Here is a 16,528-nt window from a genome sequence, read left to right on the forward strand (position 1 = left end):
GATCGTTGTACGGCACCAGCGGCGCCGACGGTTCGATATGGTGGCCGGTCCCCGCGAAATAGTCGAGGAACGAGCGGCGAATGTCATTGGTCGATGTCATGCGCGCGAATTAGGGATTTTGCGTCGGTGCGACAAGCCGCTTCGTGTCGATGACCGCTTGTTGTCCAATCGGTCAGAAAGCGGTCGCGATTCCTTTGCCCAGATAGCACGGCAGCTGGCGCAGCACGTCAGCCTTGGGAACCCCGTCCTCGATCAGGTCGGCAGGCACCTCCGACGTGTCGGTGCGCACGACCGACCAGCCTGCGCCGGGGGCAGCGCGATGAACGACGATATAGCCGCAATCCATCGTCTTGTCCTTGCGATCGCCGCGAAAATCGAAAGCCGCGTACAATCCGGGCGGCTGCCCGGCAGGGTCGGCGTACCAGCTCAGGCGCAGCACGCGGATCGTCCCGTCGGCCCACAGGGTCGGGCGCTTGCGAAGGTTCATTTCCCATTCGAGCCGCGGATTCGACGCCTGGAACGACAGGCGCAGCATCGCATAGGCGGCATCATAATCGCGCCTTTCCAGCGCGAGCACATATTCGGCGAACCGGTCGACGGCGCCCTCCTCGTCGGCCGGCGACGGTTTGAAAGCGGCGCCTTCGGGGACGATGATCTCGCGCTCGACCTCCGGCGCGAGCGTTGGCGGCGCAGCGAGCGCGGTGGGAGCACCGAAAAGCAAGGCAACGGCCGTCAGAAGGATGCGGCCGCGCGTCAGGCGATCAATAGCCATAATAGGCGCCGCCCTTTTTTCGCGCGCGCTGCCATGCGGGGCGGACGTGACAGGCGTTCACGAAGCCCGCGAGCTTGGGATAGCGCGGCGCCATGCCCTGCATGATTGCGATCTCGGCCGGAAAGCTCAGCATGATGTCCGCCGCCGACAGACTGTCGCCGATGAAATGGCCGTTCTCGCCGACGCGGCTTTCCATATAGGCGAAGTGAGAATCGAGTTGCTGCGAAATGCGCGGCTCGATCGGCGCCGCGGCTTCGCCGAGGCGCGCGGTATAGATGCGTAGCAGGATCGGCGTCATCGCCGATCCTTCGGCGAAATGCAGCCATTCGAGGTGGCTGATATGATCGTCGCTGCCGCGTTCGGGAACCAGATGCCCGCCGCCGTGGCGCTCGCACAGATATTCGGTGATCGCCCCCGATTCGGTGACGACGCGGCCCCTTCCGCCGGAGGCGGAATCGTCGAACACCTCGATCACCGGCGACTTGCCCAGCGGATGGACCGCGATCAGTTCGGACGGCGCGAGATTGGTCACCGGATCGCGATCGTAAAATTTGATTTCGTACGGCGCGCCGATTTCCTCGAGCAGCCACAATATGCGCTGCGAGCGGCTATTGTTCAGATGGTGGACGATCAGGCTCATGGCGCTCTCCTTTTCGGGTCAGTTCTTGTAGGGTCCGTTGCGGTCGATCAGCGCCGCGAGTTCGCGCACCAGCTTGGCGCCAAGGATCGCGGTAACGTCACCGATATCGCGGCCGGGATGAAGTTCGACGATGTCGGCGCCGACGATCGGCGCCGTCTGTTTGTGCAGCACCGCGAGCATTTCGCGCACCGTCAGCCCGCCGGGTTCGGGATGCGCGACGCCGGGCGCCGCCGACGGATCGACCCCGTCGAGGTCGATCGAGATGTAGAGCGGTCCGCCGAGCATCGGTACGCGGTCGGGCGTAAAATCGGCCATCGGGATGATCTCGACCCCGAAGCGCGCCGCCTGTTCGCGGCAATGGCCATTGAGGGTGCGAATACCCACCTGGACCAACCGCGCCGCATGGCCCGCCTCGCAGATGCGCGCAAAGGGCGACGCATGGCTGCGCGGATTGCCGGCGAAATCGTCGTAGAGGTCGGGATGCGCGTCGAAATGGAGAATGTTGACCGGCCCGAAACAGGTCGCCGCCGCCTCGACGAGCGGAAAGGTCACGGCATGATCGCCGCCGAGTGCGAGCGGTATCTCGCCATCCTCGTGCAGCATCGCGACATGGCGGCGGATCGCGGCGTCGTCGCGCGGCGTGTCCTCGCTCAGCGCCAGATCGCCGTCGTCGGTGAAAGCGATGTCGGTGCCGATCTCGGGCCCCAGTTCGCTCGCAAGATTGCCCCGGTCGCCCCACAGCGCCGCGCGGATCGCAGCGGGCCCGGCCGCGGCACCGCGTTCGAAACTGCTGTTGATGTCGGTTGGGAGGCCGAAAAGGCGTATCGCGGGCATCCGCCGCTTGTAACCGCTGGCAAAGGCGGCGCAAGGATCAACGGCGGGCGGGCCGACCTGCGGGGAGAGGGGAGTGCAGGTACGCTATAGCTGCAAGGGGCATAGGGCCCGCCGCCGTCGGCCGGCCGGTTCGAGCAGGCGAACCGGCCGGATGGTTATCAGTTTTCGTCGTCGCCCTCATCGTCGGGGCCGGCCATCATTTCCTCGGCGACCGCGTCGGTGCGGCTGCGAATTGCAGCTTCGAGCCGCTCCATCAGTTCCGGATTTTCTTTGAGGAAGGTTTTGGAATTCTCGCGACCCTGCCCGATGCGGATCGAATCATAGCTGAACCAGGCGCCTGATTTCTCGACGATGCCGGCCTTGACACCCAGATCGAGAATCTCGCCGATCTTCGAAATACCCTGCCCGTACATGATGTCGAATTCGACCTGCTTGAACGGCGGCGCGACCTTGTTCTTCACGACCTTCACCTTCGTCGTGTTGCCGACGATCTCATCGCCATTCTTGATCTGCCCGGTACGGCGGATATCGAGGCGGACCGAGGCGTAGAACTTCAGTGCGTTGCCGCCCGTCGTGGTTTCGGGATTGCCGTACATCACGCCGATCTTCATGCGCAGCTGGTTGATGAAGATCACCATGCAGCGCGAGCGGCTGATCGAGCCGGTGAGCTTGCGCAGCGACTGCGACATCAGCCGCGCCTGAAGACCGACGTGGCTATCGCCCATCTCGCCCTCGATTTCGGCGCGCGGAACGAGCGCGGCAACCGAGTCGACCACCAGCACGTCGATCGCGTTCGACCGCACCAGCGTATCGACGATTTCGAGTGCCTGTTCGCCGGTGTCGGGCTGCGACACGATGAGTTCGTCGATGTTGACACCCAGCTTGCGAGCATAGACCGGGTCGAGCGCATGTTCGGCGTCGACGAAGGCGACCGTGCCCCCGCCCTTCTGCGCCTCGGCGAGGACGTGCAGCGCGAGCGTGGTCTTGCCCGAGCTTTCAGGACCGTAAATTTCGATCACGCGCCCGCGCGGCAGGCCGCCGACGCCAAGCGCGATGTCGAGGCCGAGCGATCCGGTCGAGATCGACTCGACCTGCATCGTTTCCTTCGAGCCCAATTTCATTACCGAGCCCTTGCCAAAGGCGCGATCGATCTGCGCGAGCGCGGCGTCGAGCGCCTTCTGCCTGTCCGTGCTGTTCACTGATTTCCCCGATTCGACGAGTGACAATTGTCCGGCCATGACCGTCCCTTTCCTGCTCTAAAGCGAAGGCAGAGCCATCGCAACGCCAGACCTTCGTACGGCATTTGTTCTCATAGAACAAGAGAGGAACAAAAGAAAAATAGACCGGCAATAAAGGCGCATTATCTCATCGAAAATTCGTCCAGCGCGGCCTCTATATCGCTGATCCGGAACGGCTTGGTCACCAGCTTGCGATGCGCATGCGTCGGCGGGATGACGTCGCCGCCGCCCGAGGTGAAAGCGAAAGGAATGCCGCGTTCGGCGAGTGCGTCGGCGATCGGCCAGCCCTTTTCATCGCCAAGATTGATGTCGATCAACGCCCCGGCAAGCGGCTCGGCGGCGATGATGGCGAGTGCCTCCTCGTTGCTCGTCGCCTGCGCGGGTTCGGGAAGATCTAGCGCATCGAACATATCGACCAGCATCATGCCGATCAGCACATCGTCCTCGACGAGCAGGATGCGGCGATGATCGCTCATTTGGGCACCCGATGCGCGGCATCGTCGAGCGTGGCCGAGACCGCCTCGGCCAGTTGCGCGACCGAGAAGGGCTTGGGCAGGAACGCGACATCGTCGATGTCGATCGACTGGCGAAGCTGCTCTTCGGCATAGCCCGACATGAACAGGATCGGCAGGTCGGCTCGCTTGGCGCGCATCGCGCGCACCATCGCGGGACCGTCCATCGTTGGCATGACAACGTCGCTGATGATCAAATCGATCTTCTCCATCTGGGCAAAACGTTCGAGCCCCTCTTCGCCCTGCGACGCGGTGACGACGGTGTAGCCCGCCCGCGTCAGCGCGCGCTCCGCGACGGCGCGCACCATATCCTCATCCTCGACGAGCAATATCGTGCCCGTCCCCCACTGGCTCTTCTTGGGCTTGGCGGGCGGCTGCTGCACCGTGGGGGGATCGCCGTCGGCGCGGTGGACGGGCAGATAGATCGCGAAGCTCGTCCCCTGCCCGGGCTTGCTGTCGGCGAAGATGTATCCCGCAGATTGCTTGATGATGCCGTAGACGGTCGACAGGCCAAGCCCGGTCCCCTTGCCGACATCCTTGGTCGTGAAAAAGGGTTCGAAAATCTTGGGCAGCACATCGGCGGGAATGCCGGTGCCGGTGTCGCTGACCTTGAGTGCACAATAGTCGGCGGGCGGCATGAACTCATTGCCCATCAGCCGCACGTCCGCGGCAGATACCGGGTAGGTTTCGATCGTCAGCGTCCCCCCGCCCGGCATCGCGTCGCGCGCGTTGACAGCGAGGTTGATGATCACCTGTTCGAGCTGGCCCGGGTCGGCGCGCACCGCGCCCAGCCCGCGGCCATGATGCACCGACAGCTGGACCGTCTCGCCGATCAGCCGCTTGAGCAGGTGCGACACCTCTGAAATCACGTCGGGCAGCTGCAATATCTGCGGCCGCAGCGTCTGTTGCCGCGAAAAGGCGAGCAACTGCCGCGTCAGGCTCGCGGCGCGATTGGCGTTGCTGCGGATCTGCTGGATGTCGTCATAATCGCTGTCGCCCGGCGTGTGGCGCATCAGCATCAGGTCGCAGGCGCCGAGCACCGCGGTCAGGATATTGTTGAAATCATGCGCGACACCCCCGGCGAGCTGGCCGACCGCCTGCATCTTCGACGCCTGCGCGACCTGGCGCTTCAGGCGCGATTCCTCGCTCGAATCCTTGAGGCTCAGCAGCACCGCCGCCTCGCCCAATCCGCGCACGCCGACGACACGCATCGAGACGGGATCGCCGCTTTGCCCCGCCAGCCGGATCGACAGGTCGCCGCCCACTTGCTGGCCGCTGCTGTGGCGGCGGATCATGTCGGCGAGCGCGCCCTTGTCCTCACCAACGACAATGTCGCCAGGGTAGCGCGGCATCTTCCCTTCGCCAAGGTTGGCCGCGCGCACGAAAGCACGGTTCATATAAAGGAAGCGCCCATCGCGATCGACCATCGCCAGCCCGAACGGCAGCAACGACAACAAGGTTTCGACATAGGTCTGCGCCGTCCCGCGGTCGGCGGGCCCCATTTCCTCGTCGAGCATCGCGAGCAGCATCGGCGTATTGCTGTCGGCGGGCGCGAGCGGGATTTGCAGCATCCGCACCGGGGTTGCGCGATCGCCCTCGCGCGCGAAATAAAGTGCCCCGCCATCGTCGAGCCGCAGCATCGCGGCGACATCGCGGCCAGCATAATGGCTGGCGTCGTCCTCACCCAGCGCGCGGAGCAGGAAGGCCTGGTTGGCGACACGCAGCCGCCCCTCCGCACTGACGAGCGCCGTCATCACGCCGGCGTGGCCCAGCGTGCGGCCGGCCGGACCGTCGAGATGGCGCGTGATTTCGGAGGCAAGATCAAGCCGCTCGAGCGCGGAAAAGCGCCAGACCAGATAATCCTCGGCCTGTCCGGTACGCGTGACCTGCGCGCGCAGTTGCAGCGGGCCGATCGCGATATCGTCGGCGCGTCCTTCGCCATCGCGCCACGCCACACGGCCCGCGTTTTTCAACAGTTCGCCCCCCCGCCCTTCGAGCGGCAAGCCTGGCGGAGTGGCAAAGCCGTTGAACCAGGTGCCGAACAGGTCGTTGGCGCAAACCATGCGGCCGGCCCGGTCGGTGACCGCGATCGCGACATCGTCGTGACTGACTGCCTGGCGCAGCATCGTCCAATCGGGGAGTGCCGCCTCTCCGCCGACCGCGACAGGAAACAGCCGGCGCGCGAGCAGGGCACCACCCGCCGCAACGGCGAGCCCCGCGAGGAATCCGGCGGCCAAAATGGTATCGCGCGTCGCCCAGAACAACAGCGCGGCCGACAACAGCGCGAGGCCACCGAGCAGGCCGACGTCGACACGCGACAGGCCCGCCGGGGCCAGAAGCGGCCCGGCGGGGCCCGCCCCCCTGATGAAATCACCATCAGCGGAGGGCAGGCTTTGCGCGGTCAATGACAGACTTTCCTATTGGCGCATCACCAGATGCGAACACGATCCTTGGGCGCCAGATAGAGCTTCTGGCCTTCCATGATCTGGTAGGCTTTATACCAAGGGTCAAGGTTGCGCGAGACCCAAGTCCGCTGGATCGAGGGTGAATGCGGATCGGTCGTGATACGCTGCGACAGATTCTGCTCGCGATAGTTGCGCCGCCACACCTGCGCCCAGCCAAGGAAGAAGCGCTGATCGCCGGTCAGCCCGTCGATCACCGGCGCTTCCTTGCCGCCCAGCGACTTCTTGTACGCGTCATAGGCGATGGTCAGGCCGGCGAGGTCGCCGATGTTCTCGCCGAGGGTGAAAGTGCCGTCGAGCTTTTCGCCGGGCAGCACTTCATAGGCGTCATATTGCGCAACGAGCGACTTGCCCGCGGCCTCGAACGCCGCAACGTCAGCCGGGGTCCACCAGTCCGCCAACTTGCCGGTCTCGTCATATTTGGCGCCCTGGTCGTCGAAATGATGGCTGATCTCGTGACCGATGACGGCGCCGATGCCGCCATAGTTGACCGCCGCGTCGGCGTGCGGATCGAAGAAGGGCGGTTGCAGGATCGCAGCCGGGAAAACGATCTCGTTCATGCCGAAATTGGCATAGGCGTTTACCGTCATCGGGGTCATGCCCCATTCCCAGCGACGGATCGGACCGCCCAGGCGGCTGATATTGTCGTCATGCGCGAACTGGTTCGAGCGCAGCGCGTTGCCGAACAGGTCATCGCTGCGGATGTCCAGCTTGCTGTAATCCTTCCAACGGTCGGGATAGCCGATCTTGGTGGTGAAATTGGCGAGCTTCTTCTTTGCTTTCACCTTGGTTTCGGGCTGCATCCACGTCAGGTTCGTGATGCGGGTGTCGAGCGCCGCGAGGACATTCTTGACCAGCACGTCCATCGCCGCCTTGGTTTCAGGCGGGAAATATTTGGCAACATAATCCTGGCCGACGGCCTCGCCCAGATTGCCGGTGGTAAAGTCGACCGCGCGTTTCCAGCGCTCCTGCATTTGCGGCGTGCCCGACAGCGCGGTGCCATAGAAGGAGAAAGCTTCCTGCGCGAACTTCTCCGGCAGCGCACCCGAGAAACCGTCGATGCTGCGTACGATGAGCGCGTCGCGGATCACCGCGATCGGCGCGTCGGCGAGCAGCTTCGCCTCGCCCGTGAAGGCGCTCGGCTGCGACACGAGGAGCGACTCTTCGTTGACGCCGAGCCCGCGGATGAAGGTCGACCAGTCGAAACCGGGCGCAGCCTTCACCAGCTCGGCGATGGTCATCTTGTTATAGGCCTTGGTCGCGTCGCTGCTGTCATTCTTGTCCCAATGGACCGTCGCGACCTGCTTTTCGAAATCATAGATTGCCTTGGCGCGCGCGGTCGCATCTTTTTCGCCCGCGAGTACCAGCACATTTTCCAGATGCTTCAGATAGGCCGCCTGAATCTTCGCGTTGCGCTCATTGTCCTTCAGGTAGAAGTCGCGGTCGGGCATGCCGATGCCGCCCTGGAACATCGTGTAGATATAGACATCGGGATTCTTGTCGTCCTGGCCGACAAAGCCACCGAAGAAATGCTGGACTCCGCTCCGGTCGGCTTCGGCGAGCAGCTTGGCGAGGCCGGGCTTGTCGACGGCGCGAACCTTGTTCAGCCACGGCTGGATCGGGGCCAGCCCCTTGGCCTCCACCGTCGCGGAATCGAGATAGGCGGCATAGTTGCGGCCGATCATGCTGCCCTGATCGCCCTTCGCGGCTTCCAGTATCTCGCGGGTGCGCGTCTGCGACAGGTCACCCAGCGCGGTGAACATGCCGTAATTCGACTTGTCGGCCGGGATTTGCGTGTTCTTCGCCCATGTGCCGTTGGCGAAGCCATAGAAATCGTCGCCCGGCTGCACGGTCTTGTCCATGCCCGACGTGTCAAAGCCGAAGGTGCCGAGTTCGGGCTTGGCAGCATTTTCGGACGCGGGCGCGGTGGCGGCCTTTTCCTTGGCGGTTGCCGGAACAGCGGCGAGCATCAGGGCGCCCAGCGCAGCGGTCGCCATCAGGCGCGAAGAAGTATTCGAACGAGTCATGATATTCCCCAGTTTTCAAGACGAAGCGATCATGTGCGCCGCGAACGCGCCGCACGGGTTTGCGATGCGACAGCTATACGCCCGCGCGTTCTCGGTTCAACTGGTGGGGGTGTCGCTCGTCGATTGCTCATGTCGTTGGTCGCGCGCGCGCTGCAATTTCCGCCGCCAGCGAAGCCGGATCCAGTTGTCCCAGAAAATCGACGCGAGGACATAGCCAACGATCGCCGACACGAGCGAAATGACAAACAGCCCGGCCAGCATCGCGGGCGCGGCGTCGGAAAACACCCAGCGGACCCATTCGCCCGCCGACGCGCCATGCTCGATCATCGCCGAAAAGGTCACACTATTGGCTTGAAGCCCGAACAGCCAATCGCCAAGCCACACCGACGCGATGATGATGAACGGCGTTGTCACCGGATTCGACAAAAAGGTCATCGCAGCGCCGATGGGGATATTGGCGCGAACCGGCAGCGCGAGCAGCGCAACGCCCATTATCTGTACGCCAGGGATCAGGAAGAATATACCGACGAACAGCCCGAGCGCGGTCCCGCGCGGCACCGACGTACGGGTGAAGCGCCACAAATGGCTGTGCGCGACGCGGTGCGCGAACGGCTTGACGAAGCGGCTCGCGAGCAGTTCTTCGCGCGTCGGCGAATTGCGGCGGATCCAGTTCATCACTGCCGCCTTGTCGCGCACTTTGGAGTCTTGGGGCTTGCCCGCGCTCATCCGCGTTCCTTCATCAACCGCTGCTTGTCGCGCTTCCAGTCGCGCTCCTTGATCGACTCCCGCTTGTCGTGCGCCTTCTTGCCCTTGGCGAGCGCGAGTTCGACCTTCGCGCGCCCGCGGCTGTTGAAATAGACCGAGAGCGGAACGAGGGTCATCCCCTGCCGCGCGACGCCGGCGTACATCTTGTTGATTTCGCGGCCACTGAGCAGCAGCTTGCGCGGCCGTTTGGGTTCGTGATTGTGGCGGTTACCGTGGCTGAATTCGGGGATGTTGCTGTTGATCAGCCACACCTCGTTGCCCTTCACCTCGGCATAGCTTTCGGCGATCGTGCCTTCGCCGAAGCGGAGCGATTTTACCTCGGTCCCTTGCAGCGCAATCCCCGCCTCGAACACCTGTTCGATGGCAAAGTCGAACCGCGCGCGCCGGTTCTCGGCGACGACTTTTTTCTTGTCGAATTCGGCGGCGGACTGCGGACGGGCCATTTTGAAACCTAAACTACTCCGGCCGCAGACAGCGCGGCATCGACGGCCGCCCGCGATGCGTCGTTCGCCGGGATGATAGGTAGGCGCACTTCGGGCGAAAACCAGTCGTGGATGCGCGACAGCGCATATTTAACCGGTCCGGGCGACGTGTCGGAGAACATCGCCTTGTGCAAATCGAACAACCGGTCGTGCAGCGTCAGCGCGCGCGCCCACTCGCCCGCCGCGCACGCGGCCGCGAAATCGGCGCAGAGGCGCGGTGCCACATTCGCGGTGACCGAGATACAGCCGACGCCGCCCATCACGGCATGCGGCAGCCACAGATCGTCATTGCCGCTCAATTGGCAGAAGTCGTTGCCAGCGCCCATACGGTGCATCGTCACGCGCGCCAGATCGCCGCTCGCATCTTTGGTCGCAACGATCGAAGGGATTTCGGCGAGCTTGCACATCGTCTCGGCGCTGATGTCGGCCACGGTGCGGCTGGGCACATTATAGACGACGATCGGCAGGTCGCTGGCATCGGCGAGCGCCTTGAAATGGGCGATCATGCCGTCCTGGCTCGGCCGGTTGTAATAGGGCGCGACGACCAGTGCCGCCGCCGCGCCCGCGGCCTGTGCATGGCGCATATGGCGGATGGCGGTTGCGGTGTCGTTCGACCCGCAACCCGCGATCACGGGGACGCGGCCGGCCGCCGCCTCGATGCAGGTGTCGATCACCTGATAATGTTCGTCGAAGCCGAGCGTCGGGCTCTCGCCGGTCGTGCCGCACGGGACCAGCGCGCTGGTCCCTTCCTTGATCTGCCAATCCACCAGGCGCGCGAAGGCCGGGGCGTCGAACGCCCCATCGCGAAATGGCGTCACCAACGCGGGAATCGACCCCGAAAACATGCCCCGCTCCTTTACAAAAACCGTGGCGCGACCGATAGAAAGGGTCGGCGCGCCGCCTCATGGACGTCTATTCAGCGCCCCGCAAGGAGTTTGCCACTAACATGGCCGCTATGATTTATCTCCCCCGTATCTCTCGCCTCGCACTTGCCGTGGCCCTCCTCATCCCCGCCACAACCCATGCCAGCGAACTGACCCCCGAACAAATGGCCTGGTATCGCGCCCAGATGGGCCTGGCATCGGCGTCGGGTTCGCCGCCGGCGACCAGTTCGGTCGGCGATGCGGTGATGGAATGGCGCCGATTGACGGCGAACACCGGCGCCTCCTTTGACCAGCTTTCGCGCTTCCTGATGGCGAACAAGGGCTGGCCTGACGCCGACAAGATGCGCGTCCGCGCCGAAAAGGCAATCACGCTCGACAGCTTCGATCCGCCGCGTACCCTCGCCTATTTCGCGGCCTATCCGCCGCAGACGGCGAGCGGGCATTTGCGCATGGCGCTCGCGCTCAACGCCAGCGGCCGGCGCGACGAGGCCAATGCCGCCGTCCGCCGCGCGTGGACGAGCGGGCCGCTCGACGATTTCGAGACGGGCCGGGTGCTGAGTTTCTTCCCCGGCGCGCTCACGGCTGCCGACCATGACGCGCGGATGGACCGGCTGCTGTGGCTCGGTGCCACCGCAGCGGCGAGCCGCCAGCTCGCCTATACCTCGCCCGAACGGCGCAGCGTTTTCGCCGCGCGCCTCGCGATGCGAAACGCCTCGGTCGATGCCGCGCTGCAGGCGTCGGCGGTCGAGAGCGCCAACCGGTCGCTGACCCGCACCGACGCCGGCTACATCACCGACAAGGCGACCTGGCTGCGCCAGTCGGGGCGTGCCGGCGAGGCGCGCGCGCTACTCGCAGCGCCACGTGTCCTGGCAAAAGCGCCGACCGACCCGGAAGAATGGCTCGAAACGCTGCTCACCAATGCACGGCAAGCCGATGCGGGCGGCGACAAGCTGACCGCCTATAATATCGCGCGTCAGCTGGACGATACATTCCCGCCCGGAACCGTGGTGCGCGAAACACCGCTCAGCGTGCGCGACGATTATACGTCGCTCGCCTGGCTCGCGGGGCAACTCGCTTACAAGGATCTCCGCCGCCCGGCAGAGGCGGTGCGGCTGTATCGCACCTATGGCGAGGCCGCGCGCTCGGCGCAGACGCGCACCAAGGGTTTTTACTGGGCCGGCCGCGCGGCGCTGGCCGCCGGCGATACGGCAACAGCGAACGCGCATTTTGCCGATGCGGCGCAGCATTATGACCAGTTCTATGGACAATTATCCCTCGAACGTCTCCGCCGCCCGCAGCCCAAGCCGGCGCCCAATCCGAATATTCAGGTGAGCAGCGACGACAAGCGCGCGTTCGAGGACGACCGGCTGGTCCGCGCGGCACGCGCGCTCGGCGAAATCGGGGCATGGCGCGAACAATCGCAGTTCCTGCGCGCGCTCGCGCAAAAGGCGACGTCGCCCGCAGACCATGTCCTTGCCGGACAATTGGCGTCGCAGATCGGCCGCCCCGACCTCGGCGTGATGATCGGCCGCAGCGCACAGGCGAACAGCCTCGACGCGGTCGAAGTCTCGGGCTTCCCGACCGTGCGCGTTCCCGCGGGGCATGAAGGCAACTGGACCTTCATCCATGCGATCACGCGGCAGGAAAGTCAGTTCGACCGGCAGGCGATCAGCCATGCCGGCGCACGCGGCATGATGCAGTTGATGCCCGGCACCGCGCGCGAAGTCGCTGGCAAGCTGGGGATGAGCTATGATGCCGGGTCGCTGACCGCCGACACCAATTACAACATCATGCTGGGGTCGACCTATTTCCAGCAGATGCTGCGCTATTTTGGCGGCAGCTACCCGCTCGCGGTCGCGGCGTACAACGCCGGGCCGGGCAATGTGAACAAATGGATCCGCGCCAATGGCGATCCGCGTGGCGGCGGGATCGAGATGGTCGACTGGATCGAGGCGATCCCGATTTTCGAGACGCGCAACTATGTGCAGCGCGTGCTCGAAAATGCGGTCGTGTACGACTCGCTCCGCGACGGCCGGACGCTGCCGCAGGCACCGCTGAGCTTCTATCTCGGCAAACGCACCCCCGGATAAAGCCGCATGGCGGGGGACAAGACGAACATCATCAGCTTGGCGGGTTTTGCCGCGCTGCGCGCCGAATATGACGCGCTGCTTGGCGACGAGCGGCCGAAGCTGGTCGAGGTGATCAGCTGGGCGGCGGGCAACGGCGACCGCAGCGAGAATGGCGACTATATCTACGGCCGCAAGCGGCTGCGCGAGATCGACCGGCGGCTGTCCTTCCTCGCGCGCCGGATGAAGGCGGCGCGCGTCGTCGACCCCGCCGAGCAGCCCGACAAGAGCCGCATCTGGTTCGGCGCCACCGCCGAGCTCGCCGACGACGACGATGCGCGGCGCACTGTCACGCTGGTCGGCGACGATGAGGCCGAGGCGGGCGAAGGCCGGATCGGCTGGAACAGCCCCCTCGCCCGCGCGCTGCGCGGCGCCGCGGCGGGCGATGTCAGGACGGTGCAATTGCCCGCCGGGATCAAGGAATGGGAAGTGATAGCGGTCAGCTACCCCGCCTGAATACCGTCTCTCCGGCGAGAGGAAGCTATTCCCCAATCCCCGCGATCAGGTCGCGCTGATCCTTGCGCAGTTCGGGCAGGTCTCGCGCCAGTTTCGCCCAATGCGACGCTTCCTTGGGATCGACCGCAACGCCAATCCCCTTCGCATAGGCATCGGCGAGGATCGCGCGCGACCCCGCGAAACCGGCGCGCGCGGCGATACCGCAATCCTCGATCGCCGCCGCCAGCGTCTTGTCGGCGAAATGCGCTTCGCACAGCCAGTGATTGCCCTCGGGGTTGCCGGCAGCAGCAATGCTGCGCAGGCGCGCGAGGTTCGCCGCGCGCGTGTCGGCGAAATAGGTGAGCGCGAAGATCGCGGCCGGGTGCCCCTTTTCCGCCGCTTCGGCGTAGAGCGCCTGCGAGCGGACGAAGTCGGCCGGGCCAAAGGCGCCGGCGGCCAGGCGATAGGCGAGATGCGTCTTTGCCTTGGAGAATCCGGCATTGGATGCCGCGACATAAAGGTCGCGGGCACGCTCCACCTCCGCCGGCGTCGGGTCATTTTCGAGAAGCAGGTACGCCAGTTCCTGCTGGCCAGCCGGGAAGCCCTGCCCCGCCGATTTTTCGAGATAGGCACGGGCGCGCGGCAGATCCTTTTTCACGCCAACGCCCAGCGAAAACATATATCCGGCAAGATGCTGCGCCAGCGGATGACCGCCATCGGCCAGCGCGACAAGCTCGTTCGCCGGATGGCGCGACAGGATGTCGGCAACCAAGATCGGCTCGTCCTCGATCGCCAGTCGGTCGAGCGAAATGTCGGCGAGCGGGTCGGCGGCGGGTTTTGCGGCGCCGCGCACCGTCGCCGCCGAGGCGGCGGACGAGGCCGCAACGACCGGGGCCGACGCGGGTAAGGCGCGGGGGATTTCGAGCGGCGCGACGAGATAATAATCGTCGAACCAGCTGCCATAATGAAAGGGCTGCTGCGGCCCCCGCTCCATGCCATAGGTCCGCTTATACACTTCGCGCGATACGATTTTGAAATAGTCCGATATTTCGAGGCCCGGAATCCCGAGTTCCTTGACCACCGCCGCGGCGAAGGGGCTGACCGGCGAGCCGACCGGCGCGAAATCGAGCGCGGGACGCCCCTTTGCAGTCGAATAGAAAACCGCGCCCTGCTCGATGTCGAGCAGGCCGAGCGGCGCCGACCCCGCTTCGCCCCTGGCGACATCGGCATCCTCGACCCGGACGACCGGATCGGCAGTACGGCACGCGTCGACAAACAGCAGCGTAAAGGCACCCTGCGGCACGACGCGCTTCACCACCGTCTCGATCGACAGATAGCGTTTATCGACGTCGGCGCGGCGCGTCGCGGGCGGCGCTTCCATCGGCACGAGCCAGTTGCGGCCGCCATATTCGAAACCATGCCCAGCATAATAGATGATGACCGACTTGGCGCCCGCGGCCTCGGCGGCAAATCGCGTCAGCGCGGCGTCGAGCGCGGGCATGTCGGCATTGCGGACGATACGCGGTGCGATGCCGGCCTTCGCAAACGCATCGCAGACATGGTCGATGTCGTTGACCGCATTCTTGAGCGACGGCCATTCCCAGTCGTTATAGGCGCTGTTGCCGATCAGCAGCGCGACGCGCTCGCCCTCGAGCGGCGCGGCGCCGCAGGCCCCGGGCGCCTGTGCCGAAGCCGCCGGCACGAAGCAGAAGAGCGTGAGAAGCGCCGCACCAAGCGCGCCGGCCCGCGGTCCCGTCATCATCGCGATACCCCTCAAGACGCCCCCCAACAGGCTCGAACAGAAACCGGCGGAATTCTGCGCAACTTCACTCTGGAATTGCATAAATACCGCTTTGCTGTTCCCGATGCGATGGTAGGTCAGCGGGATAATGTAGGAAAGCGGAAACTGGGTGTGTGCGCCGTCACCAACACCGGCTGGACGACGCGATAACAGCTGATAATCTGGTCGCGGCCAGTGGGAAGATTGGGGGGAGGACGGAAATGATGCGAAGCTTGGGATTGATGGCGGCCCTGTGTTTGCCTGGGGCGGCGCTCGCCGTGCAAGAGCGCACGCCCATGCCGCCGATCACCGACCAATTTCTTCTCGATCAGCTCGAACTTGGCGAAGAAATCGAGGGGCGCGTCGATGGCGACCTCAACGGCGACGGCGATGCCGACACGGTCTTCATCGTTTCCAGCCCCGACGCGCGAACGCTTCATGTCGTGCTGAGTTATCACGGCGAGGTCGATATAGGGCACGAACCCGCGGGCGAGTTCAAGCTCGAGCCCGATCCGCTGGGCCCGGCCGGGCTGACGATCAACAAGGGCGTGCTGACGATCCGCGACCTGACCGGCGGCACCACCGCGCTGTCAGCGACCTATCGCTATCGCACCGTGATGACAAAGGAACGGCCAAGGATGCGGCTGATCGGGCTCGATGCGACCGTGTACAGCCGCACCTATGCCCATGACGGCAACGAGATGAGCTGGAATGTGCTGACCGGCGATACGATCACGACCTTGCTCAAGGTTTCCGAAACCGGCGATCGTGGATATGACAAGCTTTACACCCGCAAATTCAAGCGGTCGGTGCGGACCATCTATATGGAGGACACGCCGGGAGCCGAGGAAGAACTGGTTGGGGCCACCAAGGCGAAATAGCATTCCCGTTGGTTCGTCATTCCGGCGAAGGCCGGAATCTCGACGACGCTTAAGCACGCGCCGATGAGATTCCGGCCTTCGCCGGAATGACGAGCTACGGGTTTCAGCGTTGCAGCAGCGCCGGAATGATCCAGATCGCGGACATGACGATGATTACCGCGATCAGCGAGAAAGCCAGCACATAGCGGACATTATGGCCTTTGACGCCGCCGCTCGCCTCCGTCTCGGTCACTTCGACATGTTCATCGACGACTTTCATGGTGCGTTTCCCTTTCAACTGGTCCGTTTAGAACGCGGCCCGCGCACGGGCGTTCCGCACGCGGTGTCGGGGAGAGAAGTGCCAGAGGGTCTATAAGCCGGGTTCTGTCCATCCCCTTGCGGGGACTGTGCGATCATTCCTCTAGGCGAACGGTTACCCGAACGCTCAAGCAGTCAACCCGGACAGCTGGGCCGGAATCAGCCCTGAGTTGCCTCGTACCGTCCCTATTCGACCTTGCTCCCGGTGGGGTTTGCCGTGCCGCGCCTGTTACCAGCCGCGCGGTGCGCTCTTACCGCACCCTTTCACCTTTCGCCGGGCCGAAGCCTTTGGCGGTCTGCTCTCTGTGGCACTTTCCCTGAACCTGGCCGAAGCCCGATCCGCCGGACGTTATCCGGCACCGTGATTTCCGTGGAGCCCGGACTTTCCTCCCC

15 protein-coding genes and 1 other RNA gene are annotated in these 16,528 nt (G+C 64.6%); 3 read left to right on the top strand and 13 right to left on the bottom strand.

Annotated elements, in window-relative coordinates; translation table 11 throughout:
- Positions 1–172: 172 nt before the first annotated feature.
- From V6M50_RS14075 to dapA, 10 genes are all read right to left on the bottom strand, one after another.
- Positions 173–772: a hypothetical protein gene (locus V6M50_RS14075; protein WP_332819198.1), complete on the bottom strand. Its 600-nt coding sequence runs from the start codon at positions 770–772 to the stop codon at positions 173–175.
- Complete coding sequence (locus tag V6M50_RS14080; protein WP_332819199.1) at positions 762–1,412, bottom strand: glutathione S-transferase family protein; 651 nt, start codon at positions 1,410–1,412, stop codon at positions 762–764. The genes V6M50_RS14075 and V6M50_RS14080 overlap by 11 nt, the downstream gene beginning before the upstream one ends.
- An 18-nt stretch (positions 1,413–1,430) precedes the next feature.
- A complete protein-coding gene (gene speB / locus V6M50_RS14085; protein WP_332819200.1) occupies positions 1,431–2,246 on the bottom strand; it encodes an agmatinase in 816 nt (271 codons plus the stop codon).
- Between the two features lie 158 nt (positions 2,247–2,404).
- A complete protein-coding gene (recA, locus tag V6M50_RS14090) occupies positions 2,405–3,484 on the bottom strand; it encodes a recombinase RecA (RefSeq protein WP_332819201.1) in 1,080 nt (359 codons plus the stop codon).
- Positions 3,485–3,606: 122 nt separating this feature from the next.
- On the bottom strand, positions 3,607–3,960 hold the full coding sequence (locus tag V6M50_RS14095; RefSeq protein WP_332819202.1) for a response regulator: 354 nt from the start codon (positions 3,958–3,960) through the stop codon (positions 3,607–3,609).
- Positions 3,957–6,332 carry a hybrid sensor histidine kinase/response regulator gene (locus V6M50_RS14100; RefSeq protein ID WP_332819210.1) on the bottom strand — a complete coding sequence of 792 codons (2,376 nt, stop codon included), beginning with the start codon at positions 6,330–6,332 and terminating at the stop codon, positions 3,957–3,959. Before V6M50_RS14100 ends, V6M50_RS14095 begins: the two co-directional genes overlap by 4 nt.
- Before the next feature lie 92 nt (positions 6,333–6,424).
- Positions 6,425–8,485, bottom strand: a complete 2,061-nt coding sequence (locus V6M50_RS14105) for a M13 family metallopeptidase (RefSeq protein WP_332819203.1) — start codon at positions 8,483–8,485, stop codon at positions 6,425–6,427.
- A 96-nt stretch (positions 8,486–8,581) separates the two neighbouring features.
- Positions 8,582–9,211, bottom strand: a complete 630-nt coding sequence (locus V6M50_RS14110; RefSeq protein ID WP_443030518.1) for a DUF2062 domain-containing protein — start codon at positions 9,209–9,211, stop codon at positions 8,582–8,584.
- The gene (gene smpB / locus V6M50_RS14115; protein WP_088442006.1) at positions 9,208–9,693 is read right to left on the bottom strand and encodes an SsrA-binding protein SmpB; all 486 of its coding nucleotides are present in this window, start codon (positions 9,691–9,693) and stop codon (positions 9,208–9,210) included. The genes V6M50_RS14110 and smpB overlap by 4 nt, the downstream gene beginning before the upstream one ends.
- Positions 9,694–9,701: 8 nt before the next feature.
- Positions 9,702–10,577: a 4-hydroxy-tetrahydrodipicolinate synthase gene (gene dapA / locus V6M50_RS14120; RefSeq protein ID WP_332819204.1), complete on the bottom strand. Its 876-nt coding sequence runs from the start codon at positions 10,575–10,577 to the stop codon at positions 9,702–9,704.
- Positions 10,578–10,726: 149 nt separating this feature from the next.
- Here dapA and V6M50_RS14125 point away from each other — a divergent pair, with 149 nt between their 5' ends.
- A complete protein-coding gene (locus V6M50_RS14125) occupies positions 10,727–12,706 on the top strand; it encodes a lytic transglycosylase domain-containing protein (protein WP_332819205.1) in 1,980 nt (659 codons plus the stop codon).
- 6 nt (positions 12,707–12,712) lie between these two features.
- Positions 12,713–13,198, top strand: a complete 486-nt coding sequence (locus tag V6M50_RS14130; RefSeq protein ID WP_332819206.1) for a GreA/GreB family elongation factor — start codon at positions 12,713–12,715, stop codon at positions 13,196–13,198.
- A 25-nt stretch (positions 13,199–13,223) separates the two neighbouring features.
- Here the strand turns inward: V6M50_RS14130 and V6M50_RS14135 are convergent, their stop codons facing one another.
- The gene (locus V6M50_RS14135; RefSeq protein WP_332819207.1) at positions 13,224–14,939 is read right to left on the bottom strand and encodes a caspase family protein; all 1,716 of its coding nucleotides are present in this window, start codon (positions 14,937–14,939) and stop codon (positions 13,224–13,226) included.
- A gap of 239 nt (positions 14,940–15,178) precedes the next feature.
- On the opposite strand from V6M50_RS14135, the gene V6M50_RS14140 reads away from it, so the two are divergent.
- Positions 15,179–15,838: a hypothetical protein gene (locus V6M50_RS14140; RefSeq protein WP_332819208.1), complete on the top strand. Its 660-nt coding sequence runs from the start codon at positions 15,179–15,181 to the stop codon at positions 15,836–15,838.
- 103 nt (positions 15,839–15,941) lie between these two features.
- Here V6M50_RS14140 and V6M50_RS14145 read toward each other — a convergent pair whose 3' ends face one another.
- Both V6M50_RS14145 and rnpB read right to left on the bottom strand, forming a co-directional pair.
- A complete protein-coding gene (locus V6M50_RS14145) occupies positions 15,942–16,097 on the bottom strand; it encodes a hypothetical protein (protein ID WP_332819209.1) in 156 nt (51 codons plus the stop codon).
- A 77-nt stretch (positions 16,098–16,174) separates the two neighbouring features.
- Positions 16,175–16,528: RNase P RNA component class A (gene rnpB / locus V6M50_RS14150), an RNA gene on the bottom strand; the annotation flags it as partial.

It is taken from the genome of Sphingopyxis sp. (assembly GCF_036675685.1).
Classification (GTDB): domain Bacteria; phylum Pseudomonadota; class Alphaproteobacteria; order Sphingomonadales; family Sphingomonadaceae; genus Sphingopyxis.

Excerpts from the sequence above, each read along its gene's own strand:
- V6M50_RS14130 (WP_332819206.1), top strand. The coding sequence starts at position 12,713 with ATGGCGGGGGACAAGACGAACATCATCAGCTTGGCGGGTTTTGCCGCG.
- V6M50_RS14145 (WP_332819209.1), bottom strand. The coding sequence starts at position 16,097 with ATGAAAGTCGTCGATGAACATGTCGAAGTGACCGAGACGGAGGCGAGC.
- recA (WP_332819201.1), bottom strand. The coding sequence starts at position 3,484 with ATGGCCGGACAATTGTCACTCGTCGAATCGGGGAAATCAGTGAACAGC.
- V6M50_RS14135 (WP_332819207.1), bottom strand. The coding sequence starts at position 14,939 with ATGATGACGGGACCGCGGGCCGGCGCGCTTGGTGCGGCGCTTCTCACG.
- V6M50_RS14105 (WP_332819203.1), bottom strand. The coding sequence starts at position 8,485 with ATGACTCGTTCGAATACTTCTTCGCGCCTGATGGCGACCGCTGCGCTG.
- V6M50_RS14075 (WP_332819198.1), bottom strand. The coding sequence starts at position 772 with ATGGCTATTGATCGCCTGACGCGCGGCCGCATCCTTCTGACGGCCGTT.
- V6M50_RS14080 (WP_332819199.1), bottom strand. The coding sequence starts at position 1,412 with ATGAGCCTGATCGTCCACCATCTGAACAATAGCCGCTCGCAGCGCATA.
- V6M50_RS14140 (WP_332819208.1), top strand. The coding sequence starts at position 15,179 with ATGATGCGAAGCTTGGGATTGATGGCGGCCCTGTGTTTGCCTGGGGCG.
- V6M50_RS14110 (WP_443030518.1), bottom strand. The coding sequence starts at position 9,211 with ATGAGCGCGGGCAAGCCCCAAGACTCCAAAGTGCGCGACAAGGCGGCA.
- smpB (WP_088442006.1), bottom strand. The coding sequence starts at position 9,693 with ATGGCCCGTCCGCAGTCCGCCGCCGAATTCGACAAGAAAAAAGTCGTC.
- V6M50_RS14095 (WP_332819202.1), bottom strand. The coding sequence starts at position 3,960 with ATGAGCGATCATCGCCGCATCCTGCTCGTCGAGGACGATGTGCTGATC.
- speB (WP_332819200.1), bottom strand. The coding sequence starts at position 2,246 with ATGCCCGCGATACGCCTTTTCGGCCTCCCAACCGACATCAACAGCAGT.
- dapA (WP_332819204.1), bottom strand. The coding sequence starts at position 10,577 with ATGTTTTCGGGGTCGATTCCCGCGTTGGTGACGCCATTTCGCGATGGG.